Annotated in this window: 19 protein-coding genes; 13 read left to right on the top strand and 6 right to left on the bottom strand. The window is 67.4% G+C overall.

Going from position 1 to position 20,042, the window contains the following annotated elements; translation table 11 throughout:
- Positions 1 to 3 precede the first annotated feature (3 nt).
- Genes ACOYR3_RS03500 through ACOYR3_RS03510 form a run of 3 tightly spaced genes read right to left on the bottom strand, consistent with a single transcriptional unit; the run spans position 4 to position 4,953 of the window.
- A complete protein-coding gene (locus ACOYR3_RS03500; protein ID WP_422846517.1) occupies positions 4 to 618 on the bottom strand; it encodes a chemotaxis protein CheB in 615 nt (204 codons plus the stop codon).
- A gap of 17 nt (positions 619 to 635) precedes the next feature.
- Positions 636 to 1,472, bottom strand: a complete 837-nt coding sequence (locus ACOYR3_RS03505; protein WP_422845116.1) for a CheR family methyltransferase — start codon at positions 1,470 to 1,472, stop codon at positions 636 to 638.
- Positions 1,473 to 1,503: 31 nt separating this feature from the next.
- Positions 1,504 to 4,953 carry a response regulator gene (locus ACOYR3_RS03510; protein ID WP_422845117.1) on the bottom strand — a complete coding sequence of 1,150 codons (3,450 nt, stop codon included), beginning with the start codon at positions 4,951 to 4,953 and terminating at the stop codon, positions 1,504 to 1,506.
- Between the two features lie 206 nt (positions 4,954 to 5,159).
- On the opposite strand from ACOYR3_RS03510, the gene ubiA reads away from it, so the two are divergent.
- Positions 5,160 to 6,056 carry a 4-hydroxybenzoate octaprenyltransferase gene (gene ubiA / locus ACOYR3_RS03515; RefSeq protein ID WP_422845118.1) on the top strand — a complete coding sequence of 299 codons (897 nt, stop codon included), beginning with the start codon at positions 5,160 to 5,162 and terminating at the stop codon, positions 6,054 to 6,056.
- Between the two features lie 45 nt (positions 6,057 to 6,101).
- On the opposite strand, the gene proC is transcribed toward ubiA, so the two are convergent.
- From proC to ACOYR3_RS03530, 3 genes are all read right to left on the bottom strand, one after another.
- On the bottom strand, positions 6,102 to 6,944 hold the full coding sequence (gene proC / locus ACOYR3_RS03520) for a pyrroline-5-carboxylate reductase (protein ID WP_422845119.1): 843 nt from the start codon (positions 6,942 to 6,944) through the stop codon (positions 6,102 to 6,104).
- A 296-nt stretch (positions 6,945 to 7,240) separates the two neighbouring features.
- Positions 7,241 to 8,734 (bottom strand): glycerol kinase GlpK, encoded by a 1,494-nt coding sequence (gene glpK, locus ACOYR3_RS03525; protein WP_422845120.1) that lies wholly within the window; start codon positions 8,732 to 8,734, stop codon positions 7,241 to 7,243.
- Positions 8,735 to 8,900: 166 nt separating this feature from the next.
- Complete coding sequence (locus ACOYR3_RS03530) at positions 8,901 to 9,665, bottom strand: DeoR/GlpR family DNA-binding transcription regulator (protein ID WP_422845121.1); 765 nt, start codon at positions 9,663 to 9,665, stop codon at positions 8,901 to 8,903.
- A 182-nt stretch (positions 9,666 to 9,847) separates the two neighbouring features.
- On the opposite strand from ACOYR3_RS03530, the gene ACOYR3_RS03535 reads away from it, so the two are divergent.
- From ACOYR3_RS03535 to rpsH, 12 genes are all read left to right on the top strand, one after another.
- Entirely contained in the window at positions 9,848 to 10,927 is a 1,080-nt protein-coding gene (locus ACOYR3_RS03535) for an ABC transporter ATP-binding protein (protein WP_422845122.1), read from the top strand.
- A gap of 1 nt (position 10,928) precedes the next feature.
- Positions 10,929 to 12,008, top strand: a complete 1,080-nt coding sequence (locus tag ACOYR3_RS03540) for an ABC transporter ATP-binding protein (RefSeq protein WP_422845123.1) — start codon at positions 10,929 to 10,931, stop codon at positions 12,006 to 12,008.
- Complete coding sequence (locus ACOYR3_RS03545) at positions 12,005 to 12,901, top strand: carbohydrate ABC transporter permease (protein WP_015016024.1); 897 nt, start codon at positions 12,005 to 12,007, stop codon at positions 12,899 to 12,901. Before ACOYR3_RS03540 ends, ACOYR3_RS03545 begins: the two co-directional genes overlap by 4 nt.
- Positions 12,894 to 13,706: a carbohydrate ABC transporter permease gene (locus ACOYR3_RS03550; protein WP_422845124.1), complete on the top strand. Its 813-nt coding sequence runs from the start codon at positions 12,894 to 12,896 to the stop codon at positions 13,704 to 13,706. Before ACOYR3_RS03545 ends, ACOYR3_RS03550 begins: the two co-directional genes overlap by 8 nt.
- A gap of 149 nt (positions 13,707 to 13,855) precedes the next feature.
- Positions 13,856 to 14,164, top strand: a complete 309-nt coding sequence (locus tag ACOYR3_RS03555) for a DUF2160 domain-containing protein (RefSeq protein WP_422845125.1) — start codon at positions 13,856 to 13,858, stop codon at positions 14,162 to 14,164.
- Between the two features lie 189 nt (positions 14,165 to 14,353).
- A complete protein-coding gene (locus ACOYR3_RS03560) occupies positions 14,354 to 16,087 on the top strand; it encodes an ABC transporter substrate-binding protein (protein ID WP_422845126.1) in 1,734 nt (577 codons plus the stop codon).
- Between the two features lie 182 nt (positions 16,088 to 16,269).
- Positions 16,270 to 17,865 carry an FAD-dependent oxidoreductase gene (locus ACOYR3_RS03565; protein ID WP_422845127.1) on the top strand — a complete coding sequence of 532 codons (1,596 nt, stop codon included), beginning with the start codon at positions 16,270 to 16,272 and terminating at the stop codon, positions 17,863 to 17,865.
- Between the two features lie 194 nt (positions 17,866 to 18,059).
- Positions 18,060 to 18,428, top strand: a complete 369-nt coding sequence (gene rplN / locus ACOYR3_RS03570) for a 50S ribosomal protein L14 (protein WP_007861702.1) — start codon at positions 18,060 to 18,062, stop codon at positions 18,426 to 18,428.
- 9 nt (positions 18,429 to 18,437) lie between these two features.
- On the top strand, positions 18,438 to 18,758 hold the full coding sequence (gene rplX / locus ACOYR3_RS03575) for a 50S ribosomal protein L24 (RefSeq protein WP_422845128.1): 321 nt from the start codon (positions 18,438 to 18,440) through the stop codon (positions 18,756 to 18,758).
- 9 nt (positions 18,759 to 18,767) lie between these two features.
- A complete protein-coding gene (gene rplE, locus ACOYR3_RS03580) occupies positions 18,768 to 19,307 on the top strand; it encodes a 50S ribosomal protein L5 (RefSeq protein ID WP_291489373.1) in 540 nt (179 codons plus the stop codon).
- Between the two features lie 8 nt (positions 19,308 to 19,315).
- Positions 19,316 to 19,621, top strand: coding sequence for a 30S ribosomal protein S14 (gene rpsN / locus ACOYR3_RS03585; RefSeq protein WP_005793633.1), 306 nt, complete (start codon positions 19,316 to 19,318; stop codon positions 19,619 to 19,621).
- A gap of 20 nt (positions 19,622 to 19,641) precedes the next feature.
- Positions 19,642 to 20,037, top strand: coding sequence for a 30S ribosomal protein S8 (rpsH, locus tag ACOYR3_RS03590; RefSeq protein ID WP_422845129.1), 396 nt, complete (start codon positions 19,642 to 19,644; stop codon positions 20,035 to 20,037).
- The last annotated feature ends 5 nt before the right edge of the window (positions 20,038 to 20,042 follow it).

A 20,042-nucleotide genomic window follows, 5' to 3' on the forward strand; every position in this document is an offset into this window, starting at 1 on the left:
ATTTCACAGCAGGTGTTGCGTGTGCAACTGTTGCAGCAGCGCGGGCATGTCCGCGGGCGCCAGGATGTGGTGCATGGGAGCGCGGGCCAGCGCGGCCAGCGGCATTGCGGGCATGGGCGCGCTGCCGGGGGCTTGCACCACGGTCAGGCCCCCGGCCGCATGGATGGCGGCCATGCCTTGGGCGCCGTCCTCGTTGGCGCCCGACAGCAGGATGCCCAGCAGCCGCTCGCCCCACAGGTCGGCGGCGGATTCCATCAGCACGTTGATGGACGGGCGCGAATAGTTCACGGGCGGGTCCACCGACAGCGCCAGCCGCGGCCCCTGGTCCGCCAGCAGGTGGTAGTCGGGCGGGGCAAAGTACACGTGGCCGGGCTGCGGCAGCTCCTTGTCCTGGGCCTCGTGCACGGGCAGCGGGCAGCGCGGGCTGAAGATCTCCGGCAGCAGGCTGCGCCGGTCGCGCGGCAGGTGCAGCACCACCAGCACGCAGGCCCGCAGCGTGGAGGGCAGGGCGGGCAGCAGCTGCATCAGCGCCTCCAGCCCCCCGGACGAGCCGCCGACCACCACGGCGTCGAAGGCCGGGCGCTGCGCGGCCGCCGGGGCGGGCCCGGGCGCTGCGATGGGGGCGTGCTGCGCCGTCACAGGCCGGCCCGCTTGCGGTAGATGCGGTCTTCGAGCACGAAGTCCTCGAAAGCATCGCTGTGGGCCGAGAAGCGCAGCGACTCCTTGGAGCCCAGGCCCAGGAAGCCGCGGTGGCACAGCGCCTCGCGGAACAGGCCCAGGGCCCGGTTCTGCAGTTCCCGGTCGAAGTAGATCAGCACGTTGCGGCAGGACACGAAGTGCATCTCGGCAAACACGCTGTCGGTGGCCAGGCTGTGGTCCGAGAACACCATGCGCTCGCGCAGCGCCTTGTCGAACACCACGCGCCCGTAGCGCGCCGTGTAGTAGTCCGACAGCGAACTGCGGGCCCCCGAGCGCGCATGGTTCTCGGTGAACAGGGGCACCCTTGCCTGGTCGAACACGCCGGCCTCGGCCGAGCGCAGCGCCTGGGTGTTGATGTCGGTGGCGTAGATCAACGAGCGGTCCAGCAGGCCCTCCTCCTGCAGCAGGATGGCCAGCGAATACACCTCCTCGCCCGCGCTGCAGCCGGCCACCCAGATCTTGAGCGACGGGTAGGTGCGCAGCAGCGGCACCACCTCGCGGCGCAGCGACTGGTAGTAGCCGGGGTCGCGGAACATCTCGCTCACCTGCACGGTGAGGTATTCCAGCAGCGCGGGGAACACCGCCGGGTCGTGCAGCACGCGGTCCTGCAGCTGCGATAGCGTGTCGCAGCCGAACTGGATCAGCGCCGTGTTCAGGCGCCGCTTGAGCGAGGCCTGCGCGTAGCCGCGGAAGTCGTAGTGGTAGCGGTGGTAGATGGCATCGATCAGCAGGCGCTGTTCGATGTCCGCGGTGCGCGCTTTGCGGTGGGGCATGGGTGTAGGGCTCGGGCCGTGGCGCCGGGGCTCACTGGGGCATCCACACGCGCACCAGCGACAGGAGCTTTTCCACGTCCAGCGGCTTGGCGATGTAGTCGTTGGCCCCGGCGGCCAGGCACTTCTCCTGGTCGTCCTTCATGGCCTTGGCCGTGAGGGCGATGATGGGCAGGCGGCGCCAGCCGGGGCGCAGGCGGATCTCGCGCATGGCGGTGTAGCCGTCCATCTCCGGCATCATGATGTCCATCAGCACCAGGTCCACCGCGGGCGCCTGGCCGGCATCGGCGCGCTCCAGGGCCTGCAGCGCCTCGCGGCCATTGCGCGCGATCTCCACGCGGATGCCCGTGGGCTCCAGGATGCTGGAGAGGGCAAACACGTTGCGCACATCGTCCTCCACCACCAGCACGGTGCGCCCTTCCAGCGCCGATTCGCGGCTGCGCGCGGCCTGCAGCATCTGCCGGTGCTCGGCGGGCAGTTCGGACTCCACCTGGTGCAGGAACAGCGTCACCTCGTCCAGCAGCCGCTCGGGCGAGCGGGCGTCCTTGATGATGATGGACTTGGAGAAGCGGCGCAGCTGCTGCTCCTCGTCGCGCGAGAGCGCACGGCCGGTGTACACGATCACGGGCGGGAAGGAGACGCCGTCCTGCTCCGTCATCTGCTGCAGCAGCTCGTAGCCGCTCAGGTCGGGCAGGTTCAGGTCCATCACCATGCAGTCGAACGTGGAGCCGCGCAGGTGCGCCAGCGCCGCGGCCGCCGTGCCCGCGCAGACGATCTCCACGTCCTCGCGGCTGAGCAGCTGCTGCACGCTGTCGCGCTGGCGCTCGTCGTCTTCCACCACCAGCACCCGGCGCAGCGCCTGCGTGAACTTGGCTTCCAGCCGCTGCAGCGCCTGCACCAGTTCGTCGCGCTTGACGGGCTTGAGCGCATAGCCCACCGCGCCGCGGCCCAGCGCCTCCTGCGCATAGTCGGCCACCGACACCACGTGCACGGGGATGTGGCGCGTGGCGGGGTTGCGCTTGAGCTGGTCCAGCACGCCCAGGCCGGAGAAGTCGGGCAGGTTCACGTCCAGCACGATGGCGCTGGGCAGGACCTGTGCGGCCAGGGCCAGGCCGTCCGCGGCATTCAGCGCGACATGGCAGTCGAAATGCATCTCGGCGGCCAGGTCGCGCAGGATGTGCGCAAAGCGCTCGTCGTCCTCGATGACCAGGATGCTGCGGCTGCTGGCCGCCGTGGCCCCCTGCGGCGCCGCGGCGGGGGGCTGTGCAGGCGCTGCCATTGGGCGGTCGGCTGGCGCCGGTGCGGCGGGCTGCGCGGCAGCCGCCGGGGGCAGCGGAGCGGGCGGCGCCGGGGGCTGTGAGGCGGCAGGGGCCGCGAGGGTTCGCGGCACCACCAGCGTGAACACGCTGCCTTCGCCGGGCGCGCTTTGCACGCTGATGTGGCCGCCCAGCAGGCGCGCCAGGTCGCGCGAGATCGACAGCCCCAGCCCCGTGCCGCCGTACTTGCGGTGCGTGCTGCCGTCGGCCTGGCGGAAGGCCTCGAAGATCATCTCCTGCTGGTGGGCTGGGATGCCGATGCCCGTGTCCTTCACGGCAAACGCCACGGTGTCGTCCCCGGCCCCGGGCGTGACGGTGAGCGACACCGCGCCCTGTTCGGTGAACTTCAGCGCGTTGGACAGCAGGTTCTTGAGCACCTGGCCCAGGCGCAGCGGGTCCGTCTCGATCGCCGCGGGCAGGCCGGGCGCCAGCGTCGCGGCCAGCGCCAGGCCCTTTTCCTGGGCCAGGGGGCGCAGCGGGTCGATGAGCGCCTGCACGGCCTTGGCCAGATTCACCGGCTCGGGCGCGACGGTGGCCTGGCCGGCCTCGATCTTGGACAGGTCCAGGATGTCGTTGATCAGCGCCAGCAGGTCGTTGCCGGCCGCGTAGATGGTGTGCGCGTATTTCACCTGGTCGGCGCTCAGGTTGCCCGGCTTGTTGTCGGCCAGCAGCTTGGCCAGGATCAGCGTGGAGTTCAGCGGCGTGCGCAGCTCATGGCTCATGTTGGCCAGGAACTCGCTCTTGTACTGGCTGGCCAGCTCCAGCTCGCGGGCCTTGTCGGTCAGGGCGCTTTGCGCGCGCAGCAGCTGCTCGCGCTGGTATTCCAGCTGCTGGGTCTGTTCTTCGAGGTGGGCGTTGGTCTGCTCCAGCTCGGTCTGCTGCAGCTCCATTTGCGTCTGCGACTCCTGCAGGATGCGGCTTTGCTGCTCCAGCTCCTCATTGCTCACGCGCAGCTCTTCCTGCTGGGTCTGCAGTTCTTCGGACTGGCGCTGCGTTTCCTCCAGCAGCGCTTCCAGGCGGGAGCGGTCGATGCCGCCGCGGATGGCCACGGCCAGCATCTCCGAGGCGCGCTCCATCAGCGTGCGCTCCGCGTCGGTCACCGGACGCTGGAAGCCCAGCTCGATCACCGCGTACACCTGGCCCTTCTCGATGGCGGGCGCCAGCAGCAGTTCGGTGGGCGCGGACTGGCCCGTGCTGGAGGAGACGGGCAAGTGCCCGGCCGGCACATCGCGCACGTGCAGCAGCTGGCGCGAGCGGGCGGCCTGGCCGACCAGGCCTTCCTGGGGCAGCAGGCGCTGTGCCAGCCGTTCGCGGGGCAGGGCGTAGCCGCCAAACAGGGTCAGGCCGCCGTCCGGCTCCGCCACGTAGCCGGCGCCCACGGCCGCGCGCAGGTACTGGGCCAGGTATTCCAGGGCCAGCGGGCCCAGGTCCTCGAGCCGGTGGTCGCCCTGCAGGCGCTGGCCCAGCCCCGACAGGCCGGCCGACACCCACGACTGCTGCGCCTTCAGCCGGTATTCGCGCGCGGTGGCGGCGGCCGAGAGGCAGATCAGCACCAGCAGCAGCAGCGACCCGCCCCACGAGTAGTAGGTGGAGCTGGCTGCCGCATCCACCCACTGCTTGCGGTCCTCCACCAGCTGCTGGTTGAGCAGGGTGGACAGGTCCGAGGCCTGGTCGCGGATGCGGTCCATGACGGCGCGCCCGCTGTCGGTGCGGATCAGGGCCAGGGCCGCCTCGTCGCCGCGCTGGCGGCGCGTCTCGATCGTGTCGCTCAGCTCGCGCAGCTTCTCCCGGTGCAGGTCGTCGATCTGCTGCACCAGGCGGCGCTGCACGGCGTTGCCGTCCGTGAGCTCCTTGAGCTGGGCCATGTAGCGCTGCAACGCGCCCTGCGCGAGGTGGTAGGGCTGCAGATAGGCTTCGTCGCCGGTCAGCAGGTAGCCGCGCTGGCCGGTCTCGGCGTCCTTGAGCGACGACATGAACAGGTTGAGCTGGCGCATGGCCACGGTGGTCTGGTCCATGGCCTCCACGGTGCGGGAGCGCACTTCGGCGGTGCGGTAGTTCACCAGCGCGATCACGATGGTGGCCAGCACCGCCACCACAAAGCCCGCCAGCATGCCCCGGGGCACAACAAAACGCGAAGCGGCAACCTGAGACGTCGTAGTACGGGACATGCGGCACGGCTCCGGGGGAGAGCGTTGGGTGGTGGGGAACGCGCGACTTTACCGGTTTTCCCCGTTTTGCATGCGGGACGCCCCGCGCCAGCGCCGGGGCATCCGCGCGCCGCGGTGCGGCGGGCGTGGCTGCTACATTCGGTGCGCCCGCCGGCACCGCCCGGGGGGGCCCGCCCTTGTCCGCTTCTTTTTGCCTGTTGCCCGCCATGTCCGCCCCTGTTGCCGCCCCTGCCCGCAGCCGCCTTGCCCTGTACCTGGACCTCATCCGCTGGGACCGCCCCGCCGGCTGGCTGGTGTGCCTGTGGCCCACGCTCAGCGCGCTGTGGATCGCGGCAGAGGGCTTTCCGGGCTGGCACCTGCTGACGGTGTTCGTGCTGGGCACCATCCTCATGCGCAGCGCGGGCTGCTGCGTGAACGACGTGGCCGACCGCGACTTCGACAAGCACGTCAAGCGCACCGCGCAGCGGCCCGTGACCACCGGCGCCGTGGGCGTGAAGGAGGCGCTGGGCGTGGGCGCGGTGCTGGCGCTGCTCGCGCTGGGGCTGGTGCTCACCACCAACGCGGCGGCCGTCGCCTGGTCCGTGCCCGCGCTGCTGGTGGCCATTGCCTACCCGTTCACCAAGCGCCTCATCGCCATGCCGCAGGCGGTGCTGGGCATCGCGTTCAACTTCGGCATCGTCATTGCCTTTGCCGCCGTGCAGGGCCGTGTGCCCGCGGTGGCGTGGTGGATGTGGCTGGGCAACCTGTTCTGGGTGCTGGCCTACGACACCGAGTACGCCATGGTGGACCGCGACGACGACCTGAAGATCGGCATCAAGACCTCGGCCATCACGCTGGGGCGCTTCGACGTGGCGGGCATCGTGCTGTTCTACCTGCTCTTTTTGGGGATCTGGGCGGTAGCGCTTGCCCCGTATGCGCTGGGCGCTATCTTTTACGTAGCGCTTGCCGCCGCCCTGGCCCAGGCGGCGTGGCATTTCACGCTGATCCGCACCCGCACGCGCGAGGGCTGCTTCCGCGCCTTCCGCATCAACCACTGGCTGGGCGCCACGGTGTTTGCGGGCATTGCGGGCAGCTACCTGGTGCGCTGGGTGCTCACTAATTGATAGCTGCTGGCGCTTTATGGATAGGTGCTGGAGGCCAAAAAGGCTTCAAGCCCCGAATTCATTGCCCAGCTCGTGGGCGCGTTGCTCCGCCGCGCGCATGGCGGCTTCAAATGCCGCCGCCACGCCGCTGGCTTTCATGGACTGCAGCGCCGCATAGGTCGTGCCGCCCTTGGACGTGACGCGCTCGCGCAGCACGGCCGGCGGCTCGTCCGAGCGGCGGGCCAGCTCGGAGGCGCCCACGAAGGTGCCCACGGCCAGCCGGTGCGCCTGCTGCGCGCTCAGGCCCATGTCCACGCCGGCGCGGGTCATGGCTTCCAGGAAGTAAAAGACATACGCCGGGCCCGAGCCCGACAGTGCCGTCACGGCGTCGAGCTGCTTTTCCGTCTCGACCCACAGGAACTCGCCCGTGCTCGCCAGGATGGCCTCGACCTGCGCGCGCTCCTGGGCGTCCACGGCCGGGCGGGCATAGAGCGCGCTCATGCCCTTGCCCACCAGCGCGGGCGTGTTGGGCATGGTGCGCACGATGCGCTCGCTGCCCAGCCACTGCGCGATGCTGTCCGAGCGGATGCCTGCGGCCACGCTCAGGTGCAGGGCGTTGGCGGTGTGGGCCCTGGCCTGCGCGGCAGCGTCCTTGAAGGTCTGGGGCTTGACGGCCCAGACCACGATGCTGGCGCGCTGCAGCGCCGGGCCGGCCTCGGGCTGCGCCGCGATGCCAAAGTTCTTGAGCAGCGCCTCGCGCGTGGGGGCATAGGGCTCCACCACCTCGATCTGGCCGGCCGGGTGGCCCTGGTGGATCAGCCCGCCAATGATGGCGCTGGCCATGTTGCCGCCGCCGATGAAGGCGATGGTGGGGAGGGAGGGGGAGGACGCGGCGGTATTCAGGCTCATGGTGTGGGCTGCAAGGTGGCGACAACTGGGGCGCTGATGGTAGCGCCGCCCGGCTGGGCGTAGATGCCGTGACCCAAGTGCCCGATGGACGACACGTCTCAGACTTCGCGTCCCCTCATCCGTTCGGGCTGAGCTTGCCGAAGCCTTGCGCGGCGCTTCGACTAGCTCAGCCCGAACGGTTCAAGTGGATGGGTGCCGGACCAATGATGAGGCGAAATTGGGCGTTACCGCCTGTTTTGCTTCATTGTTTGCTATTGATTTTGTAGTAATTCTGCCCGGAGGCAATGTTCCCGCGCTCATTCAGCGGTTGTTTGGCGCACCGCATGCTCCCATTGGGCCATCAGCTCCTGCGCCCGCGCATTGCCCAGCGTGGGCACGAAGCGCCGGTCGGCACGCCACAGCTGGGCAAGTTCGCCGGTGCTGGCATACACGCCGCTGGACAGGCCGGCCAGGTAGGCGGCGCCCAGGGCGGTGGTTTCGATCACTGCCGGCCGCACCACGGGAATGCCCAGCAGGTCGGCCTGGAACTGCATCAGCAGGTCGTTCACGCACGCGCCGCCGTCCACGCGCAACTCGCTCACCGGGGCGCCGCCAGCGGCCACGGCGTCGCGGCCCATGGCCTGCAGCAGGGCGGCGCTCTGGTAGGCAATGCTCTCCAGCGCGGCGCGGGCGATGTGGGCGATGGTGGTGCCGCGCGTGAGGCCCGTGATGGTGCCGCGCGAATCAGGCTTCCAGTACGGCGCGCCCAGGCCGGTGAAGGCGGGCACCATCATCACGCCGCCCGAGTCGGGCACGCTTTGCGCCAGCGACTCGACCTCGCTGCTGTTGGTGATGGCGCGCAGCCCGTCGCGCAGCCACTGCACCACGGCGCCGCCCACAAACACGCTGCCTTCCATGGCGAATTCGGGCTGAGCCGAGGCTTGTGCCGCGCTGGTGGTGAGCAGGCCGTTCTGGCTGGTCTGGAAGGTGCCGCCCGTGTGCATCAGCATGAAGCAGCCGGTGCCATACGTGTTCTTGGCCATGCCGGCCGTGAAGCAGGCCTGGCCGAACAGCGCGCTTTGCTGGTCGCCCGCCACGCCGCCGATGCGGACGGTGTGGCCCAGCAGGTCCGCTGCCGTGTCGCCAAAGTGGGCGCTGGACGGCAGCACCTCGGGCATCAGCGCCTTGGGGATGCGCAGCAGCGCCAGCAGGTCCTCGTCCCACTGGTTGGTGTGCACGTTGAACAGCATGGTGCGCGAGGCGTTGCTCACGTCCGTCACATGCCGCTGGCCGTGGGTGAGCTGCCATATCAGCCAGCTGTCCACCGTGCCAAACGCCAGCTCGCCGCGCTCGGCCGCATCGCGGGCGCCGGGCACGTGGTCCAGCAGCCACTGCAGCTTGGTGCCCGAGAAGTAGGCGTCGATCAGCAGCCCCGTCTTGGCCTGGATGGTGCCCGCGTGGCCCTGCTCGCGCAGCTGGGCGCAGGCGGGCTCGGCGCGCCGGTCCTGCCACACGATGGCGTGGTGCACGGGCTGGCCGGTCTTGCGGTTCCACAGCACCGTGGTCTCGCGCTGGTTGGTGATGCCCACGGCGCGCACGGCGCTGGCAGCAATCCCGGCCTGGGCCAGCGCATCGCGCGCGGTGGCCAGCTGGGTGCACCAGATCTCCAGCGGGTCATGCTCCACCCAGCCGGGCTGGGGGTAGATCTGCGGCAGCTCCCGCTGCGCCTGCGCCACGATGTGGCCGCGTTCGTCGAACACGATGCTGCGGGAGCTGGAGGTGCCTTGGTCGAGGGCGAGCAGGTAGGTCATGGCGGGCAAGGATAAGTGAGCGGCGCACTGCCGCAAAGAGGAGCCACGGAACTCGCGTGCAGTGCATCACAACCGTTCGGGCTGAGCTTGTCGAAGCCCTGCGCAGCGCTTCGACAGGCTCAGCGTGAACGGTGGATTGCTGGGTGGAGATTCATGGGCGGGCGGGTCATGCAGCGACGGTACAGATCACACCGGCATCTTGCAACAGCGCGGGAAAAGGCTCCGGCGGCGGCGCGTCCGTGAACAGCCGCCCGATCTGATCGAGCGTCGCCAGCTGCACCATCGCCGGGCGGTTGAACTTGCTGTGGTCGGCCGCCAGCCAGACCTCGCGGGCGTGGGCGATGATGGTCTGGGCCACCTTCACCTCGCGGTAGTCGAAGTCGCGCAGCGAGCCGTCGGGCTCGATGCCCGAGATGCCGATGAGTGCGATGTCCACCTTGAACTGGCGGATGAAGTCCACCGCCGCCTCGCCCACGATCCCCCGGTCGCGCGCACGCACCACGCCGCCGGCCACGATGACCTCGCACTCCGGGTTGCTGCTCAGGATGGCGGCCACGTTCAGGTTGTTGGTGATCACGCGCAGGCCGCGGTGGTGCAGCAGCGCCTTGGCGATGGCCTCGGTGGTGGTGCCGATGTTCAGGATCAGCGAGCAGTCGTTGGGCACCTGCTGCGCCACCGCGCGGGCGATGCGCGCCTTGCCTTCGGCATTGAGCGTTTCGCGCTGGGTGTGGGCCAGGTTCTCCACCGTGGAGCTGGGCACGCGCACGCCGCCGTGAAAGCGGGTGAGCAGCCCGGCCTCGGCCAGGCGCTGCACGTCGCGGCGCACGGTTTGCAGCGTCACGCCCAGCGTGTCGGCCAGTTGTTCCACGGTGGCGGACTTGCGCGCGCGGACCTCTTCAAGAAGCAGCAGTTGCCGGGGGTTCGTATTCACGCGAATGCTCGGGTTGGAAGGGTGCGGTTACTTTAAATCGAACAAAAAGGAACCTATTAAGGGTAAACCTTGATTCGACATGATCAAAAACGAACAAAAATCATCGCAATCGAAAACGCGGTGCCCCGTTGTGCGCGGGCCGCTCCATGGCCCCGGCGCGGGGCGCAAGAAAGGCAAGCGCGATGCAGCTGGCATTGGACAGCATCAGCAAGAAGGTCGGGCCGCAAACCTGGCTGTACGACATGAGCCTGGCGCTGCACAGCGGCGCCGTCACGGTGCTGCTGGGCGCCACCCAGGCGGGCAAGACGAGCCTGATGCGCATCATGGCCGGGCTGGACGCACCCACCGCCGGCCGGGTGACCGTGGACGGCGTGGACGTGACCGGCATGCCGGTGCGCGAGCGCAACGTGGCCATGGTGTACCAGCAGTTCATCAATTACCCGTCCATGAAGGTGGCGGCCAACATTGCCTCGCCGCTCAAGCTGCGGGGCGAGAAGAACATCGAGGCCCGGGTGCGCGAGATTGCGCAGCGGCTGCACATCGACATGTTCCTGGACCGCTACCCGGCCGAGCTGTCCGGCGGCCAGCAGCAGCGCGTGGCGCTGGCCCGCGCCCTGGCCAAGGGCGCGCCGCTGATGCTGCTGGACGAACCCCTGGTGAACCTGGACTACAAGCTGCGTGAGGAGCTGCGCGAAGAGCTGACCCAGCTGTTTGCCGCCGGCCAGTCGACCGTGGTGTACGCCACCACCGAGCCCGGCGAGGCGCTGCTGCTGGGCGGCTATACCGCCGTGCTGGACGAGGGCCGGCTGCTGCAGTACGGCCCCACGGCCGAGGTCTTCCACGCGCCCAACTCGCTGCGCGTGGCCCGGGCCTTCAGCGACCCGCCGATGAACCTGCTGCCGGCCACGGCCGTGGCGGGGGGCGTGCGCCTGCCGGGTGGGCTGGAACTGGCGGTGCCGCTGCCACCCGTGGTGGCGGGCGCCGGTGCCGTGACCGTGGGCGTGCGCGCCAGCGCGCTGCGCGTGCAGGCCCGCCCGGGTGACGTGAGCGTGGCCGGTGTGGTGGAGCTGGCGGAAATCTCCGGCTCCGACACCTTCGTGCACGCGGCCACGCCCTGGGGCGAGGTGGTGGCGCAGCTCACGGGCGTGCACTACTTCGAGCTGGGCACGGCCCTCACGCTGCACCTGGACCCGTCGCAGGCCTATGTGTTCGGCGCGGATGGCGCATTGGCATGGGCGCCCGCGCGCCCGGGAGGACGTTGAGATGGCGCGCATCAGCCTGGATCTGGCGCATTCGTACAAGCCCAACCCGCAGCAGGACGGCGACTACGCGCTGCTGCCGCTGAAGATGGAGTTCGAGGACGGCGGCGCCTATGCGCTGCTGGGCCCCTCGGGCTGCGGCAAGACCACCATGCTCAACATCATGTCGGGCCTGCTCGTGCCCTCGCACGGCAAGGTGCTGTTCGACGGCCGCGACGTGACGCGCGCCAGCCCGCAGGAGCGCAACATCGCCCAGGTGTTCCAGTTCCCGGTGATCTACGACACCATGACGGTGGCCGAGAACCTGGCGTTTCCGCTGAAGAACCGCAAGGTGCCCGAGGCGCAGATCAAGGCGCGCGTGGGCGCCATCGCCGAGATGCTGGAGATGAGCCACCAGCTGAACATGCGCGCTGCGGGCCTGTCGGCGGACCAGAAGCAGAAGATCTCGCTCGGCCGGGGCCTGGTGCGCTCAGACGTGGCGGCCGTGCTGTTCGACGAGCCGCTCACCGTGATCGACCCGCACCTCAAGTGGCAGCTGCGGCGCAAGCTCAAGCAGATCCACCACGAGCTGAAGCTCACGCTGATCTACGTGACGCACGACCAGGTCGAGGCGCTCACCTTTGCCGACCAGGTGGTGGTGATGACGCGCGGCAAGGCCGTGCAGGTGGGCTCGGCCGACGCGCTGTTCGAGCGCCCGGCGCACACCTTCGTGGGCCACTTCATCGGCTCGCCGGGCATGAACTTCCTGCCCGCGCAGGCGCGGGGCGGGGCGCTGGAGGTGGCGGGCCACCGGCTGGCCAGCCCGGTCGGCCAAGCGCTGCCCGATGGCGCGCTCAAGGTGGGCATCCGGCCCGAATACCTGGCCCTGGCCCAGCCGCAGCAGCCGGGCGCGCTGCCCTGCGCGGTGGTGCAGGTGCAGGACATCGGCACCTACCTGATGCTCACCGCCAAGGTGGGCGAGCACACGCTCAAGGCGCGCTTCAGCCCGGACGCGCAAGCGGTGCCCTCGGTGGGCGAAACGGTCTGGCTGCAGGTGCTGGGGGAGCACACCTGCTTCTATCTGAATGAGGAGCTCGTGGCATGAGCGCGACCACCAAACCCGTGAACCAGAAAGCCTGGTTCCTGATCCTGCCCGTGATCCTGTGCGTGGCCTTCTCGGCCATCCTGCCGTTGATGACGGTGGTGAACTATTCGGTGCAGGACATCATCAGCCCCGAACGCCGCGTGTTCGTGGGCACCGAGTGGTTCGTGCAGGTGATGCGCGACGAGGAGCTGCACGCCGCGCTGCTGCGCCAGCTCACCTTCTCGCTGGCCGTGCTGGCGGTGGAGATTCCGCTCGGTATCCTGCTGGCGCTGTCCATGCCCGCGCAGGGCTGGAAGTCTTCCGCCGTGCTGGTGGTGGTGGCGCTGTCGCTGCTGATTCCGTGGAACGTGGTGGGCACCATCTGGCAGATCTACGGGCGCGCCGACATCGGCCTCATGGGCCGGCTGCTGCAGGAGATGGGCATCGAGTACAGCTACACCGGCAACGCCACGCAGGCCTGGCTCACGGTGCTGCTGATGGACGTGTGGCACTGGACGCCGCTGGTGGCCCTGCTGGCCTTTGCGGGCCTGCGCTCCATCCCGGATGCGTACTACCAAGCCGCGCGCATCGACGGCGCGAGCAAGTTCGCGGTGTTCCGCTACATCCAGCTGCCCAAGATGCGCGGCGTGCTGATGATTGCCGTGCTGCTGCGCTTCATGGACTCTTTCATGATCTACACGGAGCCCTTCGTGCTCACGGGCGGCGGGCCGGGCAATGCCACCACCTTCCTCAGCCAGTACCTCACCACCAAGGCCGTGGGCCAGTTCGACCTGGGGCCTGCGGCGGCGTTCTCGCTGATCTATTTCTTCATCATCCTGCTGCTGTGCTTCATCCTCTACAACTGGATGCAGCGCGTGGGCACCGCCAGCAACGAGGGGGCCGGCCATGAATGAAAAGCGCTTTCAGAAGCGGTCGATCTTCCTCTTCGTCTACCTGGTGTTCGCGGTGTTGCCCATCTACTGGATGGTCAACATGAGCTTCAAAACGAACGCGGAGATTCTCTCGACGTTCTCGTTCTTCCCCCAGCACTTCACCTGGGACAACTACAAGACCATCTTCACCGACGAGTCCTGGTATTCGGGCTACATCAACAGCCTGATCTACGTGGCCATCAACACGGCCATCTCGCTCACGGTGGCGCTGCCGGCGGCCTACGCGTTCAGCCGCTACCAGTTCCTGGGCGACAAGCACGTGTTCTTCTGGCTGCTGACCAACCGCATGACGCCGCCGGCCGTGTTTTTGCTGCCGTTCTTCCAGCTCTACACCACCGTGGGGCTGATGGACACGCACATCGCCGTGGCGCTGGCGCACCTGCTGTTCAACGTGCCGCTGGCGGTGTGGATCCTGGAAGGCTTCATGAGCGGTATCCCGCGCGAGATCGACGAGACGGCCTACATCGACGGCTACAGCTTCCCGCGCTTCTTTCTCACCATCTTCCTGCCGCTCATCAAGGCGGGTGTGGGCGTGGCGGCGTTCTTCTGCTTCATGTTCAGCTGGGTGGAGCTGCTGCTGGCGCGCACGCTGACCAGCGTGAACGCCAAGCCCATCGTGGCCACCATGACGCGCACCGTGAGCGCCAGCGGCATGGACTGGGCCACGCTCGCCGCAGCCGGCGTGCTGACCATCGTGCCCGGCGCCATCGTGATCTGGTTTGTGCGGCACTACATCGCCAAAGGCTTTGCGATGGGTCGCGTTTGACGGGAAGGGAAGCAAACACATGAACCACAGCAACTCGCAGCGGCGCGCGCGATGCGTCCAAAACCAGCGGCAGCCGTGGAACGGGCTTCGCCCGGCCACCGGCTGCGTCCCCCTGGGGGGAAGCGCCGCAGGCGCTCAGGGGGGTACCCATGTTTGATTGGATGGCCTGGACCACGCCCGTGGCGGTGTTCTTTGTATGCATCGTGCTGATGCTGGTGGGCATGACGGTGTGGGAGATCAAGTCGCCCACCACGCTGCGCAAGGGATTCTTGCCGCTGGCGACCACGCGCGGCGACCGGTTGTTCATCGGGCTGCTGTCTGCCGCGTATGTGAACCTGATTTTTGTGGGCATCAGCGGCAAGCTGGCCCAGTGGTTCAGCCTGGAGTCCGATCCGTCCGTCTGGATCAGCTTTGTGCTGTCGATGGCGCTGCTGGCGCTCATCCTGCGCAAGGGGTAGTGGACGGTGCTATGAAATGCATAGCTGTTTGCGATTGATCGGCGCCATTTTCATTGCATAAATGCTTTGAAATCCAAGCTGGACAAGCGCAGGCAGCTATTGTTTCTGATGGTTTAAAAAAACCGCCCGCCCGATTTCCCCCGGGGCCGGTGCGGATTCACCACGGGGGTTCCTTCTGAGGAGACAGCAATGAAGATGCAGTTCAAGGCGATCGCTTTCGCCGCCGCCGCCCTGGCGTTGGGGCAGGCCGCCTGGGCCGGCGAGGCCGAGGCCAAGAAGTGGATCGACAGTGAGTTTCAGCCTTCCACGCTGAGCAAAGACCAGCAGATGGCCGAGATGAAGTGGTTCATCGACGCCGCCAAGAAGCTGCAGGCCAAGGGCGTGAAGGAAATCTCGGTCGTCTCCGAAACCATCACCACCCACGAATACGAATCCAAGACGCTGGCCAAGGCGTTCTCTGAAATCACCGGCATCACCGTCAAGCACGACCTGATCCAGGAAGGCGACGTGGTCGAGAAGCTGCAGACCTCCATGCAGTCCGGCAAATCCATCTACGACGGCTGGATCTCTGACTCCGACCTGATCGGCACGCACTACCGCTACGGCAAGATCCTGAACCTGACCGACTACATGGGCGGCGCGGGCAAGGAATGGACCAACCCCGGCATCGACCTCAAGGACTACATCGGCACCAAGTTCACCACCGCGCCCGACGGCAAGCTCTACCAGTTGCCCGACCAGCAGTTCGCCAACCTGTACTGGTTCCGTGCCGACCTGTTCGAGCGCAAGGACCTGAAGGACAAGTTCAAGGCCAAGTACGGCTACGACCTGGGCGTGCCGCTGAACTGGTCCGCCTACGAAGACATCGCCGAGTTCTTCACCAACGACGTGAAGACCATCGACGGCAAGCCCATCTACGGCCACATGGACTACGGCAAGAAGGACCCGTCGCTGGGCTGGCGCTTCACCGACGCGTGGCTCTCCATGGCCGGAACCGCTGACATCGGCGCCCCCAACGGCCTGCCCATCGACGAATGGGGCATCCGCGTGGCCGACGACAAGTGCACCCCCGTGGGTGCCAGCGTGGCCCGTGGCGGCGCGACCAACTCGCCGGCCGCCGTCTACGCCCTCACCAAGTACGTGGACTGGATGAAGAAGTACGCGCCCAAGGAAGCCACCGGCATGACCTTCGGCGAAGCCGGCCCCGTGCCCGCCCAGGGCCAGATCGCGCAGCAGATCTTCTGGTACACCGCCTTCACGGCCGACATGACCAAGCCCGGCCTGCCCGTGGTGAACGCCGACGGCACGCCCAAGTGGCGCATGGCCCCCGGCCCCAACGGCCCGTACTGGAAGCAGGGCATGCAGAACGGCTACCAGGACGTGGGCAGCTGGACCTTCTTCAAGGACCACGACGCCAACAAGACCGCCGCCGCCTGGCTCTACGCGCAGTTCGTGACGGCCAAGACCACCTCGCTCAAGAAGACCCTGACCGGCCTCACGCCGATCCGCGAGTCCGACATCCAGAGCAAGGCCATGACCGACATGGCGCCCAAGCTCGGCGGCCTGGTCGAGTTCTACCGCAGCCCCGCCCGCGTGGCCTGGTCGCCCACCGGCACCAACGTGCCCGACTACCCCAAGCTGGCCCAGCTGTGGTGGAAGAACGTGGCCCAGGCCGTCACGGGTGAAAAGACGCCCCAGGGCGCCATGGACACACTGGCCGACGAGATGGACCAGGTGATGGCCCGCCTGGAGCGCGCCGGCATGGCCCACTGCGCGCCCAAGCTCAACAAGAAGGAAGATCCCAACAAGTGGCTGAGCGACAAGCAGGCTCCCTGGAAGAAGCTGGCCAATGAAAAGCCCAAGGGCGAGACCATTGACTACAACAAGCTCCTGCAAGCCTGGAAGGACGGCAAGGTGCGCTGATCGCGCCGAGCGCGTTCAGGGAACGCCGGGCCGCCGCCACGCGGCGGCCTGCTCCCCGGCGGCCGGAGCCCGCAAAGGCGGCCGGCCGCCCTTTGATTCTTTCTTCCGCTTCCCCGGGGAAGCGCGGAGAATTTAAGGGTAAACCCTTAATTTAGTGCCCTGTGCAGGGACAATTCACCCCCATGAACACTGCCACCGCCCCCCTGCCCACGCGCCGTGCCGACCTGCTGGCCCGGCTGGCCCAGCCGCATGTCTACGACCTTGCTGTGATCGGGGGCGGCGCGACCGGGCTGGGCGTGGCGCTGGACGCTGCGGCACGGGGGTTCAGCGTGGTGCTGGTCGACTCGCACGACTTTGCCAAGGGCACCTCCTCGCGCGCGACCAAGCTGGTGCATGGCGGGGTGCGCTACCTCGCCCAGGGCAACATCGCCCTGGTGCGCGAGGCGCTGCACGAGCGCACCACCCTGCTGCACAACGCCCCCCACCTGGCGCAGCCGCTGCCCTTCGTGATGCCGTCGTACCGCTTCTGGGAAACGCCGTTCTACGGCATGGGGCTCATGATGTATGACGCCCTGGCCGGCAAGGCCGGGCTGGGTGCCACCCAGTTCCTGGGCCGCAGCCGCACGCTGGAATGCCTGCCCACGGCCCGCACCGAAGGCCTCAAGGGCGGCGTCAAGTACTGGGACGGCCAGTTTGACGACGCGCGCCTGGCCCTGGCCCTGGCGCGCACCGCCGCCAGCCTGGGCGCGCTGGTGGTCAACTACTGCCCTGCGCGTTCGTTGATCCACGAGGCCGGCAAGGTGGCGGGCCTGGTGTGCGAGGACGCCGACACCGGCCGGCAGTTCACCGTGCGGGCCCGGGCCGTGGTCAACGCCACGGGCGTCTGGGTGGACACCCTGCGGCAGATGGACGGCGAAGCCATCGGCCGACCCGTCAAGCCCATGGTCGCGCCCAGCCAGGGCGTGCACATCGTGGTGGACCGCGAATTCCTCCCGTCCGACCATGCCCTCATGGTGCCCAAGACCGCCGACGGCCGGGTGCTGTTTGCCGTGCCGTGGCTGGGTAAGCTCATCCTGGGCACCACCGACAGCCCCCGCCAGGACATCGTGCGCGAGCCGGAACCTTTCCGCGACGAGGTGCGGTTCATCCTGGAGGAGTCGGCCCGCTACCTCACCCGCGCCCCCAAGGCCGAGGACATCCGCAGCATCTGGGTGGGCCTGCGCCCCCTGGTCAAGCCGCAGGACGACGAGGGGGACAACACCAAGAGCCTGAGCCGCGAGCACACCGTGCTGGCCAGCCGCAGCGGCCTGGTCACGGTCACCGGCGGCAAGTGGACGACCTACCGGGCCATGGCCGAGGATGTGTTGCAAAAATGCTTCACCCAGGGCCTGCTGCCGTCCCGCCCGGCCGGCGTGACCAACGACCTGCGCCTGGTCGGCACGCCGCAGGACGGGGCTGTGCGCCACCGCATCAGCGATGCCCAGGGGCTGCATTCCTACGGCGCCGAGGCGCAGGCCGTGCAGCAGCTGCCCGGTGCGGATGCCGCCCTGGGTGCCGGCCTCACGGCCGCCATGGTGCGGTTTGCCGCCCGCCATGAATACGCCTGCACGGTGGAAGACGTGCTGGCGCGCCGCTGCCGGCTGCTGTTCCTCGACGCCCGCCAGGCCATCGCGCTGGCGCCGGCCGTGGCAGGCATCCTGCGCGAGGAGCTGGGCACCGACCCCCATCTCGAAGCGTTCCTGGCGCTGGCGCAACAGTACCTGCACGCCCCCGCGTGAGGGGTGCTTGACATTCCACGCGCCTTTTGCAATACTCGTGGGCTTCGCGTTCAAAGCGCGAGGTTTCTGCCCAGCGGGAAGTGCCGCAAATGGTTTGCGGTGCGGACGACGGGCCCAAGACTGACTGGCTGATTTGCAGCCCTTGAGAAGTTCTCTGGGGCTGTTGTCTTCTGGTGCAAGTTGGGAATATTGAAATGATCCAGACAGAATCTCGGTTAGAGGTTGCCGACAACACCGGCGCCAAGTCCGTCCTTTGCATCAAGGTGCTGGGTGGCTCGAAGCGTCGCTATGCAAGCGTTGGCGACATCATCAAGGTGAGCATCAAGGAAGCTGCTCCGCGCGGCCGCGTCAAGAAGGGCGAGGTCTACAGCGCAGTGGTGGTCCGTACGGCGAAGGGCATTCGCCGTGGCGATGGCTCGCTCGTCAAATTCGATGGCAACGCAGCCGTGTTGCTGAATGCAAAGTTGGAGCCTATCGGCACCCGCATCTTTGGACCCGTGACGCGCGAACTGCGTACCGAGAAGTTCATGAAGATCGTGTCCCTGGCTCCTGAAGTTCTCTGAGGACGCGCCATGAACAAGATTCGCAAGGGCGACGAAGTCATCGTGCTGACCGGCCGTGACAAGGGCAAGCGTGGCACCGTCACGCTGCGCAAGGATGACTCCCATCTGGTCATCGAAGGCATCAACCTCGTGAAGAAGCACGCCAAGCCGAACCCCATGAAGGGTACGACCGGCGGCATCGTCGAGAAGGCCATGCCGATCCACCAGTCCAACGTGGCCATCTTCAATGCCGCCACCGGCAAGGCTGATCGCGTGGGCATCAAGGTGCAGGCTGACGGCACGCGCGTTCGCGTGTTCAAGTCCAGCGGCGCTGAAATCAAGGCGGCCTAAGGGGTAAACATGGCACGACTCCAAGAAATTTACCGCGACAAGATCGCCCCCGAGCTGACCAAGCAGTTCGGTTACACCTCGCCCATGCAGGTGCCCCGTCTGACCAAGATCACCCTGAACATGGGTGTGAGCGAAGCCGTTTCGGACAAGAAGGTCATGGACAACGCCGTGGCTGACCTGACCAAGATCGCCGGCCAGAAGCCCGTGGTGACCAAGGCCAAGAAAGCTATCGCCGGCTTCAAGATCCGCGAAGGCCAGGCCATCGGCTGCATGGTCACACTGCGCGGCGTCCAGATGTATGAATTCCTGGACCGCTTCGTGACGGTGGCTCTGCCCCGCGTGCGCGACTTCCGTGGTATCTCCGGCCGCGCTTTCGACGGCCGTGGCAACTACAACATCGGTGTCAAGGAACAGATCATTTTCCCTGAAATCGAGTACGACAAGGTCGACGCACTGCGCGGTCTGAACATCAGCATCACCACGACGGCCAAGACCGACGAAGAAGCCAAGGCGCTCCTCGCAGGTTTCCGTTTCCCGTTCAAGAACTGAGGCGAAGCATGGCTAAAGTAGCTTTGATCCAGCGCGAACTGAAGCGCGAAAAACTGGCAGCCAAGTACGCAGCAAAGTATGCGGAACTGAAGGCTATCGCTGGCGATGCCAAGCGCAGCGACGAAGAGCGTGATGCCGCCCGCCTGGGCCTGCAGAAGCTCCCTCGCAACGCCAACCCCACGCGCCAGCGCAACCGTTGCGAAATCACCGGCCGCCCCCGTGGCACGTTCCGTCAATTCGGTCTGGCTCGCGCCAAGATCCGTGAACTGGCTTTTGCAGGCGACATCCCCGGTGTCACCAAGGCCAGCTGGTAAGCAGGCAGGAGAGATACAACATGAGCATGAGTGATCCCATCGCTGACTTGCTGACCCGCATCCGCAATGCACAATTGGTCTCCAAGGCCACCGTGCAGGTGCCTTCTTCCAAAGTGAAGATTGCCATTGCCCAGGTGCTGAAGGACGAAGGCTATATCGACGGCTTCCAGGTGAAGACCGAAGCCGGCAAGTCGGAACTCGAAATTGCCCTGAAGTACTACGCAGGCCGTCCCGTGATTGAGCGCATCGAGCGCGTCAGCCGCCCTGGTCTGCGTGTCTACAAAGGCCGTGATTCCATTCCACAAGTCATGAACGGTCTGGGTGTGGCAATCGTCACGACGCCCAAGGGCGTGATGACCGACCGCAAGGCGCGCGCTACCGGTGTTGGTGGCGAAGTGCTGTGCTACGTGGCCTAACCCGC

It is taken from the genome of Acidovorax sp. M2(2025) (genome assembly GCF_049330835.1).
Taxonomy (GTDB): domain Bacteria; phylum Pseudomonadota; class Gammaproteobacteria; order Burkholderiales; family Burkholderiaceae_C; genus Acidovorax.